The 17071-nt window shown below is 44.7% G+C and carries 16 protein-coding genes; 9 read left to right on the top strand and 7 right to left on the bottom strand.

Features of this window, described 5'->3' with window-relative positions; all coding sequences use genetic code 11:
• Positions 1-171: 171 nt before the first annotated feature.
• The 3 genes from ACFSKO_RS11750 to ACFSKO_RS11740 all read left to right on the top strand — a co-directional run bounded on the left by ACFSKO_RS11750 (position 172) and on the right by ACFSKO_RS11740 (position 4111).
• Entirely contained in the window at positions 172-1596 is a 1425-nt protein-coding gene (locus ACFSKO_RS11750) for an MATE family efflux transporter (protein ID WP_380251733.1), read from the top strand.
• Positions 1597-1606: 10 nt separating this feature from the next.
• Complete coding sequence (locus ACFSKO_RS11745; RefSeq protein WP_380252269.1) at positions 1607-2347, top strand: TlyA family RNA methyltransferase; 741 nt, start codon at positions 1607-1609, stop codon at positions 2345-2347.
• A 321-nt stretch (positions 2348-2668) separates the two neighbouring features.
• A complete protein-coding gene (locus ACFSKO_RS11740; RefSeq protein WP_380251731.1) occupies positions 2669-4111 on the top strand; it encodes a HAMP domain-containing sensor histidine kinase in 1443 nt (480 codons plus the stop codon).
• 80 nt (positions 4112-4191) lie between these two features.
• Here ACFSKO_RS11740 and sppA read toward each other — a convergent pair whose 3' ends face one another.
• On the bottom strand, positions 4192-6000 hold the full coding sequence (gene sppA / locus ACFSKO_RS11735) for a signal peptide peptidase SppA (protein WP_380251728.1): 1809 nt from the start codon (positions 5998-6000) through the stop codon (positions 4192-4194).
• A 218-nt stretch (positions 6001-6218) separates the two neighbouring features.
• On the opposite strand from sppA, the gene rlmD reads away from it, so the two are divergent.
• Positions 6219-7562 (top strand): 23S rRNA (uracil(1939)-C(5))-methyltransferase RlmD, encoded by a 1344-nt coding sequence (gene rlmD / locus ACFSKO_RS11730; RefSeq protein WP_380251726.1) that lies wholly within the window; start codon positions 6219-6221, stop codon positions 7560-7562.
• A gap of 45 nt (positions 7563-7607) precedes the next feature.
• Here the strand turns inward: rlmD and ACFSKO_RS11725 are convergent, their stop codons facing one another.
• On the bottom strand, positions 7608-7922 hold the full coding sequence (locus tag ACFSKO_RS11725; protein ID WP_380251724.1) for a hypothetical protein: 315 nt from the start codon (positions 7920-7922) through the stop codon (positions 7608-7610).
• A 252-nt stretch (positions 7923-8174) separates the two neighbouring features.
• Here ACFSKO_RS11725 and hemH point away from each other — a divergent pair, with 252 nt between their 5' ends.
• Positions 8175-9206, top strand: a complete 1032-nt coding sequence (gene hemH, locus ACFSKO_RS11720) for a ferrochelatase (protein ID WP_380251722.1) — start codon at positions 8175-8177, stop codon at positions 9204-9206.
• Positions 9207-9284: 78 nt separating this feature from the next.
• Here hemH and aroC read toward each other — a convergent pair whose 3' ends face one another.
• Positions 9285-10367: a chorismate synthase gene (gene aroC / locus ACFSKO_RS11715; RefSeq protein ID WP_380251719.1), complete on the bottom strand. Its 1083-nt coding sequence runs from the start codon at positions 10365-10367 to the stop codon at positions 9285-9287.
• Between the two features lie 104 nt (positions 10368-10471).
• The gene (gene fabI, locus ACFSKO_RS11710) at positions 10472-11308 is read right to left on the bottom strand and encodes an enoyl-ACP reductase FabI (protein ID WP_380251717.1); all 837 of its coding nucleotides are present in this window, start codon (positions 11306-11308) and stop codon (positions 10472-10474) included.
• A gap of 183 nt (positions 11309-11491) precedes the next feature.
• On the opposite strand from fabI, the gene ACFSKO_RS11705 reads away from it, so the two are divergent.
• From ACFSKO_RS11705 to ACFSKO_RS11695, 3 genes are all read left to right on the top strand, one after another.
• A complete protein-coding gene (locus ACFSKO_RS11705) occupies positions 11492-12748 on the top strand; it encodes a YihY family inner membrane protein (protein WP_380251715.1) in 1257 nt (418 codons plus the stop codon).
• A 130-nt stretch (positions 12749-12878) separates the two neighbouring features.
• The gene (locus ACFSKO_RS11700; RefSeq protein ID WP_380251713.1) at positions 12879-13127 is read left to right on the top strand and encodes a hypothetical protein; all 249 of its coding nucleotides are present in this window, start codon (positions 12879-12881) and stop codon (positions 13125-13127) included.
• A 12-nt stretch (positions 13128-13139) separates the two neighbouring features.
• Positions 13140-13640 carry a questin oxidase family protein gene (locus tag ACFSKO_RS11695; protein ID WP_380251711.1) on the top strand — a complete coding sequence of 167 codons (501 nt, stop codon included), beginning with the start codon at positions 13140-13142 and terminating at the stop codon, positions 13638-13640.
• A gap of 234 nt (positions 13641-13874) precedes the next feature.
• Here the strand turns inward: ACFSKO_RS11695 and ACFSKO_RS11690 are convergent, their stop codons facing one another.
• The 3 genes from ACFSKO_RS11690 to ACFSKO_RS11680 all read right to left on the bottom strand — a co-directional run bounded on the left by ACFSKO_RS11690 (position 13875) and on the right by ACFSKO_RS11680 (position 16141).
• Positions 13875-14195, bottom strand: a complete 321-nt coding sequence (locus ACFSKO_RS11690; RefSeq protein ID WP_380251709.1) for a hypothetical protein — start codon at positions 14193-14195, stop codon at positions 13875-13877.
• Between the two features lie 187 nt (positions 14196-14382).
• Positions 14383-15363: a DnaJ C-terminal domain-containing protein gene (locus tag ACFSKO_RS11685; protein WP_380251707.1), complete on the bottom strand. Its 981-nt coding sequence runs from the start codon at positions 15361-15363 to the stop codon at positions 14383-14385.
• Positions 15364-15673: 310 nt separating this feature from the next.
• Positions 15674-16141 carry an RT0821/Lpp0805 family surface protein gene (locus ACFSKO_RS11680; protein WP_380251705.1) on the bottom strand — a complete coding sequence of 156 codons (468 nt, stop codon included), beginning with the start codon at positions 16139-16141 and terminating at the stop codon, positions 15674-15676.
• Positions 16142-16446: 305 nt separating this feature from the next.
• Between ACFSKO_RS11680 and pdxH the strand changes: the two genes are divergently transcribed.
• Complete coding sequence (gene pdxH / locus ACFSKO_RS11675; protein WP_380251703.1) at positions 16447-17052, top strand: pyridoxamine 5'-phosphate oxidase; 606 nt, start codon at positions 16447-16449, stop codon at positions 17050-17052.
• Positions 17053-17071: the final 19 nt, after the last annotated feature.

Here is a 17071-nt window from a genome sequence, read left to right as displayed (position 1 = left end):
TTCCTTTTCAACGATAGAGACTTTTAAAAAGCTCTATACAACTCTAGTTCAACCCGCTAGGGTGATTTCAAGATCAAGTTTTTAAATTTGCCTAGGCCCCAAATACGGGTGGCGACGAACAACCTTACAGGCTGCGTGCGTCGGTAGATTTCTCATTTAGGAATCAAGTTAATGTCAACCGGACTGTCTTCGGACAGGGCTCTAGAGGCCCCTGATCAATTTTTGTCGCCCTCGATTTTATGGGGCGATGAACTGAAAGCTAGTTTTAAACTTTCTTGGCCGCTGGTCATTGCTCAATTGGCGCAAATGTCACTCTATACAACAGATGTTATTATGATGGGATGGCTTGGGCCCAAATCACTTGCCGCAGGTACGCTTGCGACAACACTTATGAGCCCTTTTCTTTTGTTTGGTATAGGTTTGATTACAGCCGTGGCTCCCATGATGGCACAAGCTATTGGTGCGCTCGATTTTAAATCAGTACGGCGAACAACCCGTCAGGGATTTTGGGCGGCAGTGTTCATTGCGACGATACTGGTTGCTTTGATTTGGAATGCAGAATTTATTTTCCTGATCCTTGGCCAAACATCAGAAAATGCATCGAAGGCCCAGGGTTATATTCGGTTTGCTGTGTGGAGTTTCTTCCCTGCTTTTCTATTCCTTGTTTTACGGTGCCTGCTTTCTTCGCACGGGAAAACATCGGTAGTTTTATACATTACGATTGCTGGTATCATTGTGAATGCGCTGGGTAACTATGCCCTTATGTTTGGTAATTGGGGATTCCCAAGGTTGGAATTACTTGGCGCAGGTATTAGTACAACGTTTGTGAATACTATTATGTTTGTGTTGATTTTGACGTATATCCTTATGCACAGACGATATAAAAGGTACGCTATTCTTGTAAGGTTTTGGAAACCCGATTGGTCACGGTTTCGGGAAATTTTTCGTATCGGCCTTCCGATTGGCTTTACTCTGACTGCCGAGACAGGTTTATTTACGGCTGCAGCTATTCTTATGGGGTGGTTGGGTACCAATGAACTCGCCGCGCATGCTGTTGCTCTTCAATGTGCAGCCCTGGCCTTTATGGTTCCTCTTGGTATTAGTCAGGCTGCTACAATTCGGGTTGGTTTGGCGTATGGTAAAAAGAACCATGACGGTATACGTAAAGCTGGTTGGGTTTCTATTGCCATGGGAACTGGCTTTATGATCTTTACCTGTTTGGCTTTTTGGTTCATTCCAACAACGTTGGTTTCTTTTTTCCTTGATCCAGCTCTTCCAGAAAATAAAGTTACTCTTGGGCTTGCTGTTTCGTATCTTGCCGTTGCGGCACTTTTTCAACTTGTTGACGGATGTCAGGTTGTTGCATCAGGTGCCCTACGTGGGCTTAGTGATACAAAAGTTCCAATGTTTCTAGCAATATTTGGCTATTGGGTACTGGGCCTTCCAATTTCCTATGTTGGTGGATTTGTCCTTGGCGGCGGTGGCCAGGGGATTTGGTTAGGGCTTGCAGCAGGGCTTGCATTTGTGGCAGTGGTTTCTGTTATACGTTTCACACTCCGTGATCGTTTCGGATTGACTAATTACAAGAGCATTTAACGTGGCAAAGATTGGCAAAAAACGTGCGGATCAACTCCTTGTTGATCGTGGCTTGGTTGAAAGTAAAACCAAGGCGCAAGCACGAATCATGGCTGGGCAAGTCTATACCGATACGAAGCGTGTCGATAAGCCAGGTCAACCTCTTGCGGAGGATGCACCTTTAACGGTCAAAGGCGAAGATCACCCCTGGGTTAGCCGGGGTGGTCTTAAGCTTCAGAAGGGTTTGAAGACTTTCAATGTTGATCCTACTAATTTGACATGTATGGATGTTGGAGCTTCTACCGGAGGTTTCACCGATGTCCTTTTGACCAATGGTGCGAGCAAGGTTTACGCAGTCGATGTCGGACACGGTCAACTGGCTTGGAAAATCCGTAAAGATGAACGTGTTGTGGTGTTGGAGCGCACAAATGCGCGGCATTTAACACGAGAACAGATTCCTGATGCCATTGAGATGATTGTTTGTGATGCCAGTTTTATTGGTTTAGAGACGATATTACCTGCGTCTATGGCATTAGCAGAGCCCGGAGCTTTAATGATTGCTTTAATCAAACCGCAGTTTGAGGTTGGAAAAGGACGTGTCGGTAAGGGCGGAGTTGTCCGTGAACCCGAGCTTCATCAAGAGGTTTGTGATCGGATTGAGAGTTGGCTTACGCATGAAACGGATTGGACAGTCCTAGGAGTGACTGAAAGCCCGATTAAAGGGCCAGAGGGAAACATTGAGTTTCTCATTGGGGCAAGAAAGTTCCTGTAAAACTAAGCGGGATAACTCATCTAACATTCTTAAATTTTGTCATACTTCAAATAACCGTAACTACTTGGTAATTTTTCGTTTATGACCTGTTAACCGACTCAAGGTATCTTATTGTGTAAGGATAATAAGATAGTATCTCAGTTGGGCTGCTCTTTTACTTTGGCCGTGTATGCTAAGTATAGAGCTTCAAGAAAATATCCGAAAAGTGATATAATAGAGTGATACTTAGATGGTTAGCAGGGGAATGATATATGTACGAGATTATAAAGTATCGATGTTTGAATAATATTTTTGTGAAATTAGATGGGTAATTAGATCACAATGGTCTTTAAATCTGTCCGAACGAAGTTGTTGATCATCTGTACTTTGTCTGTCCTTGTAACAGGGCTGATCCCTTTTTTGTTTTTTGAAGTTCGTTATTTTCAAATCGAAGAAGAGCGGATTGCTCAACGTGCTTTGGATGTTGCGAACAAAGTGTCTGTACCTTTATCGCGCTCTCTTTGGGATTATGATGAAAGTACTGTTTTACTCGTTCTTGACACCTTGATGAGAGATCCTGACTTAGTTCAGGTACGGATTATTTTGCCTGATAATGGTGGAGAATTCCTTCCCGCGGCTGATCATGATACGGAAAACATTGATCTAACAGACACGAAATTCATACGTATTCCCTTAACGTATACGGTTTTTGATAGTGATGAAGTACTTGGGCATCTAGAGGTTGGTTATACCACAGGACGTGCTTTTATTGATGTGTGGACACGGGTCTTTTTTGATGCCCTGATTTTTTTATTCATTTTGTTAACCCTTGGAGGTGGTGCTGCGGTTGCGATTAACCGTGCCGTTGGACGCCCACTCAGATTATTGTCTCTCTCGATTGAAGAGATGGCCACGCAAAAGAAACCTGTTCTTGTTAAATGGCGTTCCGATGACGAGCTTGGTCAAACTGTTGAAGCTTATAATAATATGCTGATTACAATTGATCAACATGAACGGGTTCTTACCGAGGCTAAAGAAACAGCGGAAATTGCTAACCGAGCCAAGACGTCTTTTCTTGCGAACATGAGTCATGAGTTAAGGACACCTTTGAACGCAATCATTGGGTTTTCTGAGATATTGATGAAAGAAAAAGACTATAAAGTCGATGATGAACGGAGAGAGGAGTATCTTGGTTACATTTTCGAGGCCGGTTCTAGCTTGATGACAATGGTGTCTGACATTCAACAAATTTCGCGACTGGAATCTGCAGAAGCTGGTATTCAGGATGAAGCGCTGGATATCAATGATGAAATTCTTGGCTGTATTCGTGCATTAGAACTGCGGGCTACCGATAGCGGGGTTATCGTTGAAAGTTCAATACAAGAGGAAATCCCTTATTTGAGGACCAATGCTCAAGGCTTTAAGCAAATTGTCGTCAACCTATTGAGTAATGCCATTCATTTCACGCCACGGGATGGTCGCGTGGAAGTTTCCGCTTTGTTTGATGATTATCACGGTTTGAGTATACGCTTTTCTGATACAGGTGTGGGTATTAAAAAAGAAGATTTACCTTTTATCACTGATCCTTTCTGGAAATCGTCATCCGGCGGTGAAGAACGTAGTGGGTTGGGACTTAGTATTGTGAAAGCAATCACAGAGAGAAATCAGGGCACCCTCTCTATTGATAGCGAAGTTGGTAAAGGGACTTCAGTCACGGTTAATTTTCCAACCGAACGTCTGGTAGAGAGATCCAAGCTGCTCAATAATAAAGCTGAGGCTTCTTAACTTATATCAAAAAACCTTGCCTCAGATTTAGTCTGTGACAAGGTTTCCAGAAATCTTAAATCATATAATTTAAGGGATCGTTACTTCCCTATGGGCTGTATCCCAGAGTTAAGAACCGAGACGCGCGGGTCTTGGGTTGCCTGTTCAATTCCTTGTAACATCGGTGAAGCTATCTTCAACAGACTCTTAATGGACTGTAGAACTGCGGGATCACTGAGGATCATTGGTCCGCCCATCACATTTTCCAGAAGTTCTTCGATGGGATCACGCGGAGTTGGGAAGGCGACCAGTTCATGGGCGATATCATCATGGATCATCGCAGCATCACGGGCAGCCTGTACAGCCTGCCTAAAACCGCCAAGTTCATCGATCAAACCATTTTCTTTTGCTTGCAGTCCGCTCCAGATTTGCCCTTTGGCTATGGCGTGTATTTCGGGCTGACTTTTACTCCGTCCTTCCGCGACCTTAACGGTAAAGTCTTCATAAATACGATCAAGAGAACCTTGCAATCGTGCCCAACCTTCGTTGGTGAACTCTTTGTTGGCACTATAGAGATCAGCATTATCGCCGGCTTTAACGCCGTCCCAGTTAACACCAACTTTATCCCATAGTCCGCTTAAGACCATTTTACCGCCAGCAACACCAATAGAGCCTGTGATGGTAACGGGATTGGCCAAAATTTTATGTGCGGGAGCCGAGACGAAATATCCGCCTGAAGCCGCGACTTCACCCATAGAAATAATAACGGGTTTACCGACCTCTTTGGCGCGAACAACTTCGCGCCACATAACATCAGAAGCCACGTAAGATCCACCAGGACTGTCAATACGTAGAAGTATTGCTTCGATTGATGGATCATCAATAGCATCAGCGATGGCTTGTGCGATGGTATCTGATCCCATTGACATGCCGCCACCAAAGAAGGGGTCACCTTTACTTTCGCCAAGGTGAATCTCGCCCTGACCGTAAATCAAGGCGATACGTGAAGCATTTTCGGGGATTTTTGGTTCAGTACTAAAAGCATAATCAGCGATACTCACAAATTCTCTATCGCCAACCAGAGCTTCGCTACGGACTTCATCCCAATAGCCAACCCGGTCAATAAGGTCGGTATCAATCGCTTCTACAGCACTTAAAGGAGAGCGGTTCATCAACGCACCGATTTCACCGGGTTTTTCTCTGCTTATTGAAATTTCTTTTTCTATTTGGGCAAAGATTGAATCGAGAACTCCCTGGGTATTTTTACGTACAGGTTCGGGCATTTTATCGCTGGTGAACATGTTCATCACGCCCTTGTATTCATGGCGTTGACTGAATTGTGGAAGAACACCAATTTCATCAAGAACAGGACGTAGATATGGACTTTCCATACTGAAGCCGGAAATATCAAGATCGCCGGATGGCTGTATCCAAACATTTTCTGCAGCACTGGCTAAGTAGTAATGAAGAGTTCCGTGGCCTGCTTCACCAAATGTTTCTGCGAAAGAGGCGCTCCATTTTCCAGTTTTTGTAAAGTCTTTGATTGCCTGACGTAATTCCTGTGCCTGTGCCAGACCAAGTGGGCCTCTTCCTGCACGTATCAGTATGCCTTGGACACGAGCGTCGTCCTGCGCGCGGTAAAGCGCATTGATAGCATCATGCAAAGGAATGCCGGGTTGTTGAAAAGAGTTACTCAAGTATGAAGACTTGTATGGTCCCTCCCAAATACCTTGGGAGAGATCAAGGGTCAGGATCATTTCTAAAGGCAGATTTTGATTGTCGACTTTTTTCCCGAGTTCATCAGCATTGTTAATCATGACGCCAATAAGAACCGTGATTAAAATGACAAGGAGACCAAGTGCAGCAAAAAGGCCTACAATGCCTTTAAATAGAAATCGAAAAAATGACATGACCTAAAAGATCCAAAAGTTATAAAAAATATCTTAGGGGGTAAGATGATGACCTAGGGACTTTTTTGCAAGCTTGGGATGAGTTTTCTTCACATTTATTCTAAGGGTTGAGCGAATAAGACTGACCTTGAGATTGCGGCTTTGGAAAAAACTGTTAGATTGGCGGAAAATTACCAGAGAAAAGCTGGTACAATTATAAAATATTAGGTGTCAGGAATATGCGACGTAAGGCACGCCGAGGCGGCGGAAAACAGATCGAAATTGAGATCAAGACACTCGGTGCGCGTGGTGATGGTGTCAGTGATCATGACGGAAAACCCGTCTTTGTTCCCATGACATTGCCTGGCGATCGCCTGCTTGTGAAGCTAGTTGGAGAACGTGCCGGTGGTTTGAAGGCCGAAATTTTAGAGCTGCAAGAACAAGTTGCAGATCACGTTGATCCTCCTTGTCAACATTTTGGACCTTGTGGTGGGTGTACAGTGCAGCACGCCAGTCCTGAATATTATCAACGATGGAAAAAAGATATCGTTATTCAAGCGCTAAGGCGTAAAGGCTTTAGTGGGGGAGAAGTCGCGGATCTGATTCAGATTGATGCGGGGACACGGCGGCGCGCAGTTTTTGCTGCCGAAGCTCGGGGTAAAAAGATTGATCTTGGTTTTCATGAACGCGAAAGCCACAAAGTAATAGATGTTAAAGATTGTTTGATCCTGACATCTTCACTTGGTCAAATTCTTCCTCCAATGAGAGAGCTTCTGAAGGTTCTGCTGGGGCCTGATCAAGCAAAAGCTGATATAACGGTTATTGATTCAAAAGCCGGGCTCGATATTTTGATTGCGACAGATGCCAGTTTAACCCTGGTTGGCCGAGAAGCTATCACAGCTTTTTCTGATGCAAACAATATAGCTCGATTTGCTTGGAGCCGTCCTAAAGGAATAGCCGAGCCAGTCGCTATTCGAGATCAACCAATTCAGATGTTTGGTGATGTGCCTGTTCTGCCACCAGAAGGGGCCTTCCTTCAACCAAGTCAAGAAGGTCAAGATATTTTGACCAAGCTGGTTTTGGATTATTTGCCGGATGACGTTGAAACTGTTGCTGATTTGTTTTCTGGCTGCGGAACCTTTACGTTCCCTCTATCCAAAAGGGCTCACGTCCACGCAATTGAAGGCGATGAACGTGCTATTGCTGCGCTAACATCAGCCTCTAGACGTAATGATACGGCACACAAAGTAACAACCGATTGTCGTGATTTGGTTAAAGATCCTGTCACCGCGGATGAATTACTTGGTGGAGATTGTGTTGTTCTCGACCCTCCAAGAACCGGTGCGAAAGAACAATGTTACGAGCTTGCGCAATCTGACATTAACACAATTATCTATGTTTCGTGTAATCCAACGACCTTTGCCCGGGATGCAAAAATTCTTGTCGAAAGCGGATATGTGTTGAAAGAAGTAACACCTGTTGATCAGTTTGTTTGGAGTGGCCACTTAGAAATTGTCGCGTGTTTTGAGGCCGAAGGCTACGAAGATGATGATCTTGAGGGGGTTGGAGAAGAACTGGAATAAGACTGTTCTTTAGCTTTCTTTAGGGGATCTTCGTTCTGTTTTTTTCTATGGTTTAGAAGAAGGAAGATTCTCTAGCGAGGAAAGATGATCTTCTGGTACCGTCATTGAAATTTCTGCCTGTTTACTGGTGAGGGTAGTGCGCATTGTTTCTTTTTCTTTCTCTGTCAGAACAGAGTGGGCAAAGGCCCTTGGATCTCTCTTTGGGGCCGGAAGTAAGAGGTCGTCAGTTACGACAAGTTTTACTTCTGGATGACGTCGATTGGTACAATCTCTCATTTGCATGATCTGGTCTTGGTGAGGAATACCTGAAGCAAAGGCTTCGGTACGATGTTCCAGATTATCCCAAAGAGCGTTGGCCAAGTAGCTGCCAGTATCTGATTTATGCAGACGTGCGCCCCGCCGGAACCTTCTTTTTCTTTTAAGCAGAGTGTAACTTCCTTCCAGGCAGATATATGATGGCCTGCATGAGGCATATTAGCACAATTACATGAATTTAGAAACTCGGGCTTTGCATGAAACAGCTTTGACACTATATTTCAGATGATTGATTTGCGAAAATTTACCACGATAATTGATCAAACCTGTTTGTTTTTAAGCCCTATTGAGAGATCTATGACAAAGCAATCCCTACCTGGTGACCATCCTAAAGTTCCAACAGCGAAGGTTGGTGTGTTGTTAATGAATTTGGGAACTCCTGATGGGACTGACTATTGGTCCATGCGGCGTTATTTAAGTGAATTCCTTAGCGACACGCGGGTGATAGAAGCTCCGAAATGGTTGTGGCAGGTTATCTTGCAGGGAATTATTTTGACAACCCGCCCCAGTAAAAGTGGGGAGGCGTATAAGCAGATCTGGAACAAGGAAAAAGACGAATCTCCTCTTCGGACGATTACCCGAGATCAAGCTGAAAAACTGCAAGAATTATTGTCTAAGACACACTCCAACGTCATCGTTGACTGGGGATGGCGATATGGAAATCCTGGTGTGAAAGGGCGTATTAATGCCTTGAAAGAGCAGGGGTGTGATCGTATCTTGCTCTTTGCATTGTATCCGCAATATTCGGCAACGACGATGGCGACAGCATACGACAAGTGTTTTGATGCTTTGAAAGAAATGCGCTGGCAGCCTGCGGTTCGGTGTGTTCCCGCGTACCATGATGAGCCGGTCTATATCGATGCCTTGGCAAAATCGGTAGAGGAAGGTGTTGCGAAGTTATCCTGGAAACCTGATGTAACCATCGCTTCATTCCATGGACTTCCTGTCGAATACCATGAAAAGGGTGATCCTTATTATTGCCACTGTGCAAAAACAACGCGATTACTTCGAGATCGTCTTGGCTTGTCAGAACAAACACTCAAACTTTGTTTTCAGTCTTTGTTTGGCCCTAAAGAATGGCTTAAGCCTTATACCCAACCAACCGTCGAGGAAATGGCTCGCAATGGTGTGAAGAATTTAGTTATTCTCACGCCCGGATTTTCAGTCGATTGCGTTGAAACTCTGGAAGAGATCGATATTGGTGTTCGTGAAGCTTTTCTTGAGAATGGCGGCGAGAACTTTGCCTTTATCCCATGCCTTAATGCTGATCGAGGAGGCATGGATGTTATTGAACAAATCACTCTCCGCGAATTACAGGGGTGGATTTAGCAAACAAGTTTGTTCGATTTACAGGTTCGTCTTTTAAGACGAAAAAACCGGTAATGTGATTACACATACCCGCTTTTTTTATCTGTTTTGTGCCTTATGACGGAGCCAATGATCCGCGAGAGTCAGGGCCATCATAGCTTCGCCGACGGGAACGCCACGGATACCTACGCACGGATCGTGGCGGCCTTTTGTGAAGATTTCAGCCTCTTCACCATCAGTGGTCACCGTTTTACGAGTTTGCAAAATTGAACTGGTCGGTTTGATGGCAAAGCGGACAACGATATCTTGTCCTGATGAAATACCACCTAGGATTCCACCTGCATGATTACTGGTGAAGTGAGGTTTGCCATCAACCATGCGGATTTCGTCGGCGTTTTCCTCACCGCTATAGGCTGCAGTGCCAAAACCATCGCCAATTTCAACACCCTTTACTGCGTTGATTGACATCATGGCTTTGGCAAGGTCAGCATCAAGTTTGTCATAAACAGGATCACCAAGGCCGACGGGAACATTACTGGCGACGACTTCGATCACGGCTCCCAAGGATGACCCAGCTTTACGGGCAGAATCGAGATAGGTTTCCCACTCTTTTGCGGCAATGGGATCAGGGCACCAAAACGGATTGTTGTTCACCTCACCCCAATCCCAACGGGTGCGGTCTATCTTATGAGGCCCCATTTGGACCAGTGCGCCACGAATTTGCACACCGCCCTCGATCTGGGTGTCTAGAACTTTACGTGCAATGGCTCCCGCTGCAACACGCATTGCCGTCTCGCGTGCTGAAGAACGCCCACCACCACGATAATCGCGAATACCGTATTTTTCCCAATAGGTATAATCAGCATGTCCGGGGCGGAATTTTTTCGCGATATCCCCGTAGTCTTTGGAACGTTGATCGGTATTTTCTATCAGTAATCCAATAGGTGTCCCTGTTGTTTTACCTTCAAAAACACCAGAAACTATTTTTACCAGGTCAGCTTCCTGCCGCTGAGTTGTAAAGCGATTTTGGCCGGGTTTTCGCGCATCAAGATAAACCTGAATTTCTTCCTCGGTAATATCTATAAGCGGCGGTGTCCCATCGACAACACACCCTATGGATGGCCCGTGGCTTTCGCCCCAGGTTGTAAAACGGAAAATTTCACCAAATGAATTGCCAGCCATGATGCTCTCGCAGCGATTAAAATTATCGTAAAAAAGGGAGCGGCAGCTCAGCCACGCTCCCCTATAGAGTATATCTCATAAAACTGGATGAGATATTGTCGATATTATTGCGGGTTAAAGTTCGCCAGCAATTCAGACAGTTCCTTGGCTTTATCCACATTCATCATGCCGACAACATGATAGCCTGAATCGACGTGGTGGATTTCACCTGTAACACCGCCGGACATATCAGAGAGAAGGTAAAGACCCGCTCCTCCAACTTGTTCAATACTAACGTTACGCTGCATCGGGGAGTTCAGTTCGTTCCACTTGAGAATGTGGCGGAAGTCACCAATACCGGACGCGGCCAAGGTTTTGATTGGACCAGCAGAAATTGCGTTCACACGAATATTATCTGGGCCGAGGTCATCAGCCAGGTATTTCACAGAAGCTTCAAGCGCGGCTTTGGCGACACCCATTACGTTGTAATGTGGCATTACCTGTTCTGCGCCGTAATAGGTTAAAGTGACAAGACTGCCACCATCTTTCATCAAAGGTGCAGCGTGTTGCGCAATGGATGTAAAAGAATAACAGGAGATATCCAGGCTTTGAAGGAAGTTTTCACGGCTGGTATTGAGATACTTGCCTTTCAACTCTTCTTTGTCTGCATAAGCAATCGCATGGACAAGAAAGTCGAGCTTGCCCCATTTTTCTTCAATTGCGCGGAATGTAGCTTCAACGCTTGCGTCGTCGGTGACATCACACTGAAGAAGAATATCGGATCCAACGGATTCTGCGAGCGGTGCAACGCGCTTTTTTAATGCATCACCTTGATAGGTAAAAGCAAGTTCAGCGCCTTGATCAGCAACCGCTTTCGCGATTCCCCAGGCGATTGAGCGATCGTTGGCAACGCCCATAACTAGGCCGCGTTTTCCAGCCATTAACGGTTGTGGGTTGGACATAGGGTTCCTCGCTGTGAGATTGTCCTAAAAATTAAGGTGCAGCATCCTACAACATTGCCGAGATTGGTCAAAGAAATGGCAACGTGTAGAGTGTAATTCTGACTTTTTAGCTGGGAATTTACCATTCTGCCAGCGATAGTTAGCTTTAAAGGCTAAATTGGGTATGATTGGGGGGTACATTCGATGATAGATTCGACTTTTAAGCGGCTTTTCGTGCAAGTTCGGAGAATCGCTCAAGAACTGGATCTGAAAACAACTTTTCGATTTATGGGGTACGTCTTTAAGCGTTTTGGTAAAGATAAAGGAACCAGGGTCGCGGCCTCGTTGAGCTACTCATCTCTTTTAGCAATTGTGCCGATGATGACGATTGCTTTGGCGCTTATGTCGGCTTTTCCAGGGTTCGAAGATTCAAAGGATGAATTACAAGCAACCTTGCTAAACAACTTACTTCCGTCTGCGGAATTTGAGATAGCAGTACAACTCAACACCTTTGTTGCAAATGCCAGCGATATGACTGCGATCGGAGTTCTGGCCCTCGCTGTCACGGCGATCATGTTACTTTACACCATATCCAGCTCCTTTAATGCGATATGGCGGGTTCAGGAAAAGCGACCGATTTTTAATCTTATTCTGGTTTATTGGGCTTTACTGACACTTGGCCCTTTAATGCTTGGTGCATCAATTACAGTCTCAAGCTACGGTTTTGCTATGGCACAAATCGCGGATGGTACAGGGTATACTGTTTCTGTTTTGACGAGAATTATCCCAATTTTCTTGAGCGCTACGGCCTTTACTGTCCTTTATTTAGTGGTTCCCAATCGCCCGGTTCTCTTTTCTCACGCGCTTGTTGGTGGGGTGAGCGCAACAATATTATTTGAGCTTCTCAAACGTAGTTTTGGACTTTATCTGTTTTATTTCCCCTCTTACCAAGCCATCTACGGGGCACTTGCAACGATACCAATTTTTTTGATCTGGATGTATCTTTCTTGGATGGTTGTCTTGTTGGGGGCCGAATTAACAGCTGCGCTTCCTGAACGAAGAGCTGTTCTACGACGAGGCATCAAACGTGAAGGTCTTGGGGATCGGTTGTCTTTGGCACTTGCCCTTTTATACAAGCTTGAAAAGGCAGGTCATCAGGGGGCCGCTTTGCAGGAAACCATAATGATGAGAGGACTGCCTGCTGACTTGCAAGCAACTGGGGAAGTCCTGATGGATCTCAAGGATATGCGCATCACAGAACGCACAGGGAGAGGCCGTTGGGTTCTCTGCCGAGATTTATCGAAGATCAGTTTTGGAGATCTTCTTAAGGAACTCGATTTGAATTATGCCCCAAAACGAAACTGGCCTGAAGGTATCGAAGGTGTATTAAAGATTGTGGAAGATGCTCCAATGGAGATTCGAGACAGATCCCTTAAGGATGTACTTGAGGACCTTAAGTAGCGCTGGGTAGTCTATAAGAAAATCAGAATTTTACCACTTGATTTTCAACTCAAGTAAGTTCTTTAAAAGTTGAATAATTTTATATTTATCCCAAACTTTGTTTATGCGGTTTCTCAATCGGGTGGAAATTATGAACTTCGATCACGCAGAGATCTATGCGCCTGAATTTGGAAATCGACATTTGTCCAACCATTTTCCCGTGGCCGCTTTTGCGTTTAAAAAATTGGGAGCTAAAGGCCAGGCCCTTGAGAGGCTGAACCAAAGTAACCTAAAGGCGTTGGATTTAATTCGAGACGTTTCCCGTAATTTGAAAATCACAGATGATAACTTTGTAAAATATCTCGGAGAACGAGAAGCTTATTCAGGTTATTTCTCTTAGTTCAAAGAGAAGGTGGTTCTTGGTAAGGAAATACCCAGAATTGATGAGCTGGCAAAAGGAATATCAGCGGGGGTGTTTCACGCGCTCATACGCATGGGGTATGGTTTTGACGCTCAGGATGTCTCTGAGGTTTCTGCAGGGTTGGCCTGTTTGGCGAGTTCATATCTAGAGGTCACCTCGAACAAAGGTAAAACATTTCGTGTTTCAAGCCAAACTGTTGCGGACTTTATCAAAGGTTTATTGGCCCGCCGTCTCGCTGGAGAATTGGATGCCCTACCAAGCGAGGGTGTGATTTTTGAACGTATGGATATTACAGCCCAAGAGAAGATGAGGCAGAAAGTCATCTCAGAGGCTTATCGAGTTTGCGATCTGTCTTTGGAAAAAGTTACGGAAATGAACCTGGATGTCTTCCTGAGAGCCAACAATTTCACAGCGTTGCATGCGGTAACAGCCTCGCATGCCGCCAGGTTGGTTTTACCTTATGTTAGCGATCATGAAGGGTTTGTTAGGTAGCTTTTTACGGGTATTATTACAGCAGTACTGACAATTCCGAGAAAAAAGTTTCAGTCAGATATTTTCGACCTAGAAAAACTACTTTCGCAAGAAAGCCTTGCTCAAAAAGGACGAACCTCAAAGGATAGCCACGATATTAAATTTATCTATAGCTGTTTGGAGGAATATAAACACTATGGGAATTATAAATATCTTGTTGCGGCCGAACTCCGGCTCAATAAACAGTGATAGGCTTTAACCCTGATTCCGAATAATATTTTCAAGATCTTGCCGCGCATCAGAGGGTAGGGACTGAATTGCAGTAGCAAGGTGGCCAAGAAGTTTACGGAGATTGTATACCTGATCCATGGACCTTAGGATGATCGGCATTGATTCGTAATTTGCGCCGATATCGTGGATCAATTCGCGTAATAGCCTAACGCGAGCCTCATCTTCTTCGTTGAAGATAAGTGTACCATCTTCTTGTGTTGGTAAGACCCAATTACTTTCGATCCAATCAGATAATTCTGATCCGTTGACGTCAAGATCTATGACAATATCGTCAAAGGTTTTCATGGTAGTGGGTCCTTAATCGTATGTATGGTGCTATTTGAGGCGCTAATATAAAGACGCACGACAATAACTGATTGCGCCTTATTTATGCGTTCAGGGAGGGACATGCAAGGTTTGGCTTGATGTCAGTAGTTTTGTGAGCTTGTTTGCATAACTTATTAGGTTATTTCAAGTTAGGGAAATTGAGGGGTTAATCAAACAGGCCCGTATCTTTGCGTGGATCATAACTCGTTGATTTTGACCAACCTCTAAGGAAATCACGCAACTCTTTATCTGTTTCTTCAGGTAGTGTTACCTGGAGGCGAATTAGCTGGTCTCCACGGTTGTGGCCTTTGATATCATCGATACCTTTGCCTTTGAGGCGTAAAATTGTTCCAGTATTGGAATCCGCTGGAATTCTTACTTTAACTTTACCTGTTACCGTTGGCACAGTCAGAGTAGTTCCTTCGACAGCTTCCAATAGAGTTATGGGTAGGTCGAGATGAACATTGTAGCCTTTTCGGGTAAACATCGGATGTTCTTCAATCCGAATTTCAATGTTGGCATCGCCATTGAGGGCACCACCTTTTCCTGGAAGCCCCTGGCCTTTCAATCGAAGGACTTGTTTATCATTTGTGCCGGGCGGGATGGTTATGTTGAGAGTTTTTCCATCGGCGAGGTTTATACGTTTTTTGGCTCCGGCTGCAGCTTCAACAAAGTTTACAGTACATTCGTATTTGACGTCACTGCCTTTGCGTTTGGGAACACCACCACCAGCTCTGCCGCCAGGTCCACCGCCGGCGCCTTGTCGTCTTCCTCCAAACAAATCAGAGAAAATATCTCCGATATCCATCTCTTGGCCAAAATCAAATCCGCCGCCAGGGCCCCCGCCAGAGGTTGGGCCTCGTGGATTTCCCCTTTGGGTATAGCCAGAATGAAATGGATTTTGTTGTTGACCTGTGGCGTCAATTTCACCCCGATCATACTGTTGTTTTTTCTTGGCATCGCCAAGGATGTTATATGCCTGTGAGATCTCTTTAAATTTTAACTCAATTTCCTTATCGTCCGGATTAAGGTCCGGGTGATATTTTTTGGCGAGCGTACGGTACGCAGATTTAATCTCCGCATCAGATGCCGTCTTGGTTGTACCGAGAACTTTATACAGGTCTTGCATTTGTTGGGTGAAACTCATTTTATCGTTACAGATAGCTATAAAGACATAATCTCTTATAATAGCTGATGCAAAGCTAATGTAATAAAAAGATACAAGTTTAAAAGGGGAGTTGGCTATTGTTATCGCTTGTTTGGCTCAAGTTTGGGTCCCTAGAAATGAATTCAATAGCAAATTAAGTGAATTTTGCAAAAAATGGTCAGAATTTATTTTCCTTTTGGGTCTTTAAAGAAAGAGCTCTGATCAAAGCGACCAGAGCTCTTTCTTTAATTTAGTTTTTCAAATATGCAAGCCCGCATTAGGTTTTTAGAGAGCTTTGGGAACCTATAATTTATTGAATTTCCCATGACCCATCTGGTTGGCGACAAGCTGTGCCGTAGGCTTCTTCTGTTTTGCCGCCAATGACAACAGACTGTTGGTATTCACGGCAATACTCACCAGCAGATGATGTGCCGTCACGTACAGGCGTCACTGTACCGGAATTACCTGAATCTGGATTGTTCCATGCGATGGTTTGGCCGACAGGTGCGGTTTGTGCTTTATTGTAAGCGACGTCCGCTTTTTGCTTGTCTTCGTCATCCATATAACGACCAACTTCGCTACCGAGGAAGCCACCAAGAACAGCGCCTGTTGCTGCCGCAACAATTTGACCATTCCCTTTGCCAAATTGAGCGCCGAGAAGGCCACCTGCAATTGCCCCACCTAGTCCGCCGACAGTTTGTTTTACGCCGCGATCATTAGAACAGGCCGTCGTTGTAAATGCGATCAACAAAACTGCTATGCTTGCCTTCAATTTCATGGTCTTGCTTTCTTATGTGCATTTTGTATTGTTTGTACTGGAACTTATACTTTACCATAAGTCTTGCTCTTGCGCCCAGCAATACTAACCTTACATACCTAGATAGAGCTTAAATGAGGCCGCAATATGGCTCCAGAGTTATTTTTGTGTTCACTGAATTTCGAATATTTTATTTTTTCAAAGTTTAGTGAAGTTTGCAAACTTGTCGCAGGGTACATGGTTGTGACTTCCAAGAGTATCTGGTACGCCTTTTAGAGCTAATTTTCATTTCCGATTATTTCACTTTTTAGAGACCGATAACTGTTATGATCCGTGATAATACTCCTTCTGATCCGTATGATGTTTTCGATGTTTGGCTGAAAGAGGCTGAGGAAAAAGAAATCAATGATCCGACTGCCATGTCTTTATCTTCGGTTGATGAAACGGGGATGCCTTCTTCACGAATGGTTCTTTTAAAAGGGTGGGATCGAGATGGGTTTGTTTTCTACACCAATTTTGAAAGCCGCAAAGGTGATCAATTGCTGGCCCATCCAAAAGCTGCGCTCATGTTTCATTGGAAATCGGTCAGGCGTTCTGTGCGTATTGAAGGTACCGTTGAACAAGTTACGGATGCTGAGGCTGATGAGTACTTTGCCAGCCGACCGAAACAGAGCCAAATTGGGGCTTGGGCAAGTGATCAGTCCCGTCCTCTAAAAGGACGGTTCGAGTTGGAAAAAAGAGTGGCAAAATACGCAGCAAAATACGGTCTTGGTAAAGTTCCGCGCCCGCCACACTGGTCTGGGTTTCGGGTTCGGCCTTTGCGAATAGAATTTTGGCAAGATGGCCCCTTCCGGTTACATGATCGTTTGGTATATAACGCAGCTTCTGATGGCGATTCAGGAGAGTGGGTGACAGAGCGCTTATTTCCATAAAATTTGTAGAGATTTTGAT

Source organism: Kiloniella antarctica, assembly GCF_042682825.1.
In the GTDB taxonomy this organism is placed as follows: domain Bacteria; phylum Pseudomonadota; class Alphaproteobacteria; order Kiloniellales; family Kiloniellaceae; genus Kiloniella; species Kiloniella antarctica.
Note: the sequence above shows the minus strand (reverse complement) of the source record. Positions and strands in the feature narration are given on the sequence as shown.

What these genes read in the sequence shown, in the direction of transcription:
- ACFSKO_RS11750 (WP_380251733.1), top strand. Translation starts at nt 172, where the DNA reads ATGTCAACCGGACTGTCTTCGGACAGGGCTCTAGAGGCCCCTGATCAA.
- ACFSKO_RS11740 (WP_380251731.1), top strand. Translation starts at nt 2,669, where the DNA reads ATGGTCTTTAAATCTGTCCGAACGAAGTTGTTGATCATCTGTACTTTG.
- sppA (WP_380251728.1), bottom strand. Translation starts at nt 6,000, where the DNA reads ATGTCATTTTTTCGATTTCTATTTAAAGGCATTGTAGGCCTTTTTGCT.
- rlmD (WP_380251726.1), top strand. Translation starts at nt 6,219, where the DNA reads ATGCGACGTAAGGCACGCCGAGGCGGCGGAAAACAGATCGAAATTGAG.
- hemH (WP_380251722.1), top strand. Translation starts at nt 8,175, where the DNA reads ATGACAAAGCAATCCCTACCTGGTGACCATCCTAAAGTTCCAACAGCG.
- aroC (WP_380251719.1), bottom strand. Translation starts at nt 10,367, where the DNA reads ATGGCTGGCAATTCATTTGGTGAAATTTTCCGTTTTACAACCTGGGGC.
- fabI (WP_380251717.1), bottom strand. Translation starts at nt 11,308, where the DNA reads ATGTCCAACCCACAACCGTTAATGGCTGGAAAACGCGGCCTAGTTATG.
- ACFSKO_RS11705 (WP_380251715.1), top strand. Translation starts at nt 11,492, where the DNA reads ATGATAGATTCGACTTTTAAGCGGCTTTTCGTGCAAGTTCGGAGAATC.
- ACFSKO_RS11700 (WP_380251713.1), top strand. Translation starts at nt 12,879, where the DNA reads ATGAACTTCGATCACGCAGAGATCTATGCGCCTGAATTTGGAAATCGA.
- ACFSKO_RS11690 (WP_380251709.1), bottom strand. Translation starts at nt 14,195, where the DNA reads ATGAAAACCTTTGACGATATTGTCATAGATCTTGACGTCAACGGATCA.
- ACFSKO_RS11685 (WP_380251707.1), bottom strand. Translation starts at nt 15,363, where the DNA reads ATGAGTTTCACCCAACAAATGCAAGACCTGTATAAAGTTCTCGGTACA.
- ACFSKO_RS11680 (WP_380251705.1), bottom strand. Translation starts at nt 16,141, where the DNA reads ATGAAATTGAAGGCAAGCATAGCAGTTTTGTTGATCGCATTTACAACG.
- pdxH (WP_380251703.1), top strand. Translation starts at nt 16,447, where the DNA reads ATGATCCGTGATAATACTCCTTCTGATCCGTATGATGTTTTCGATGTT.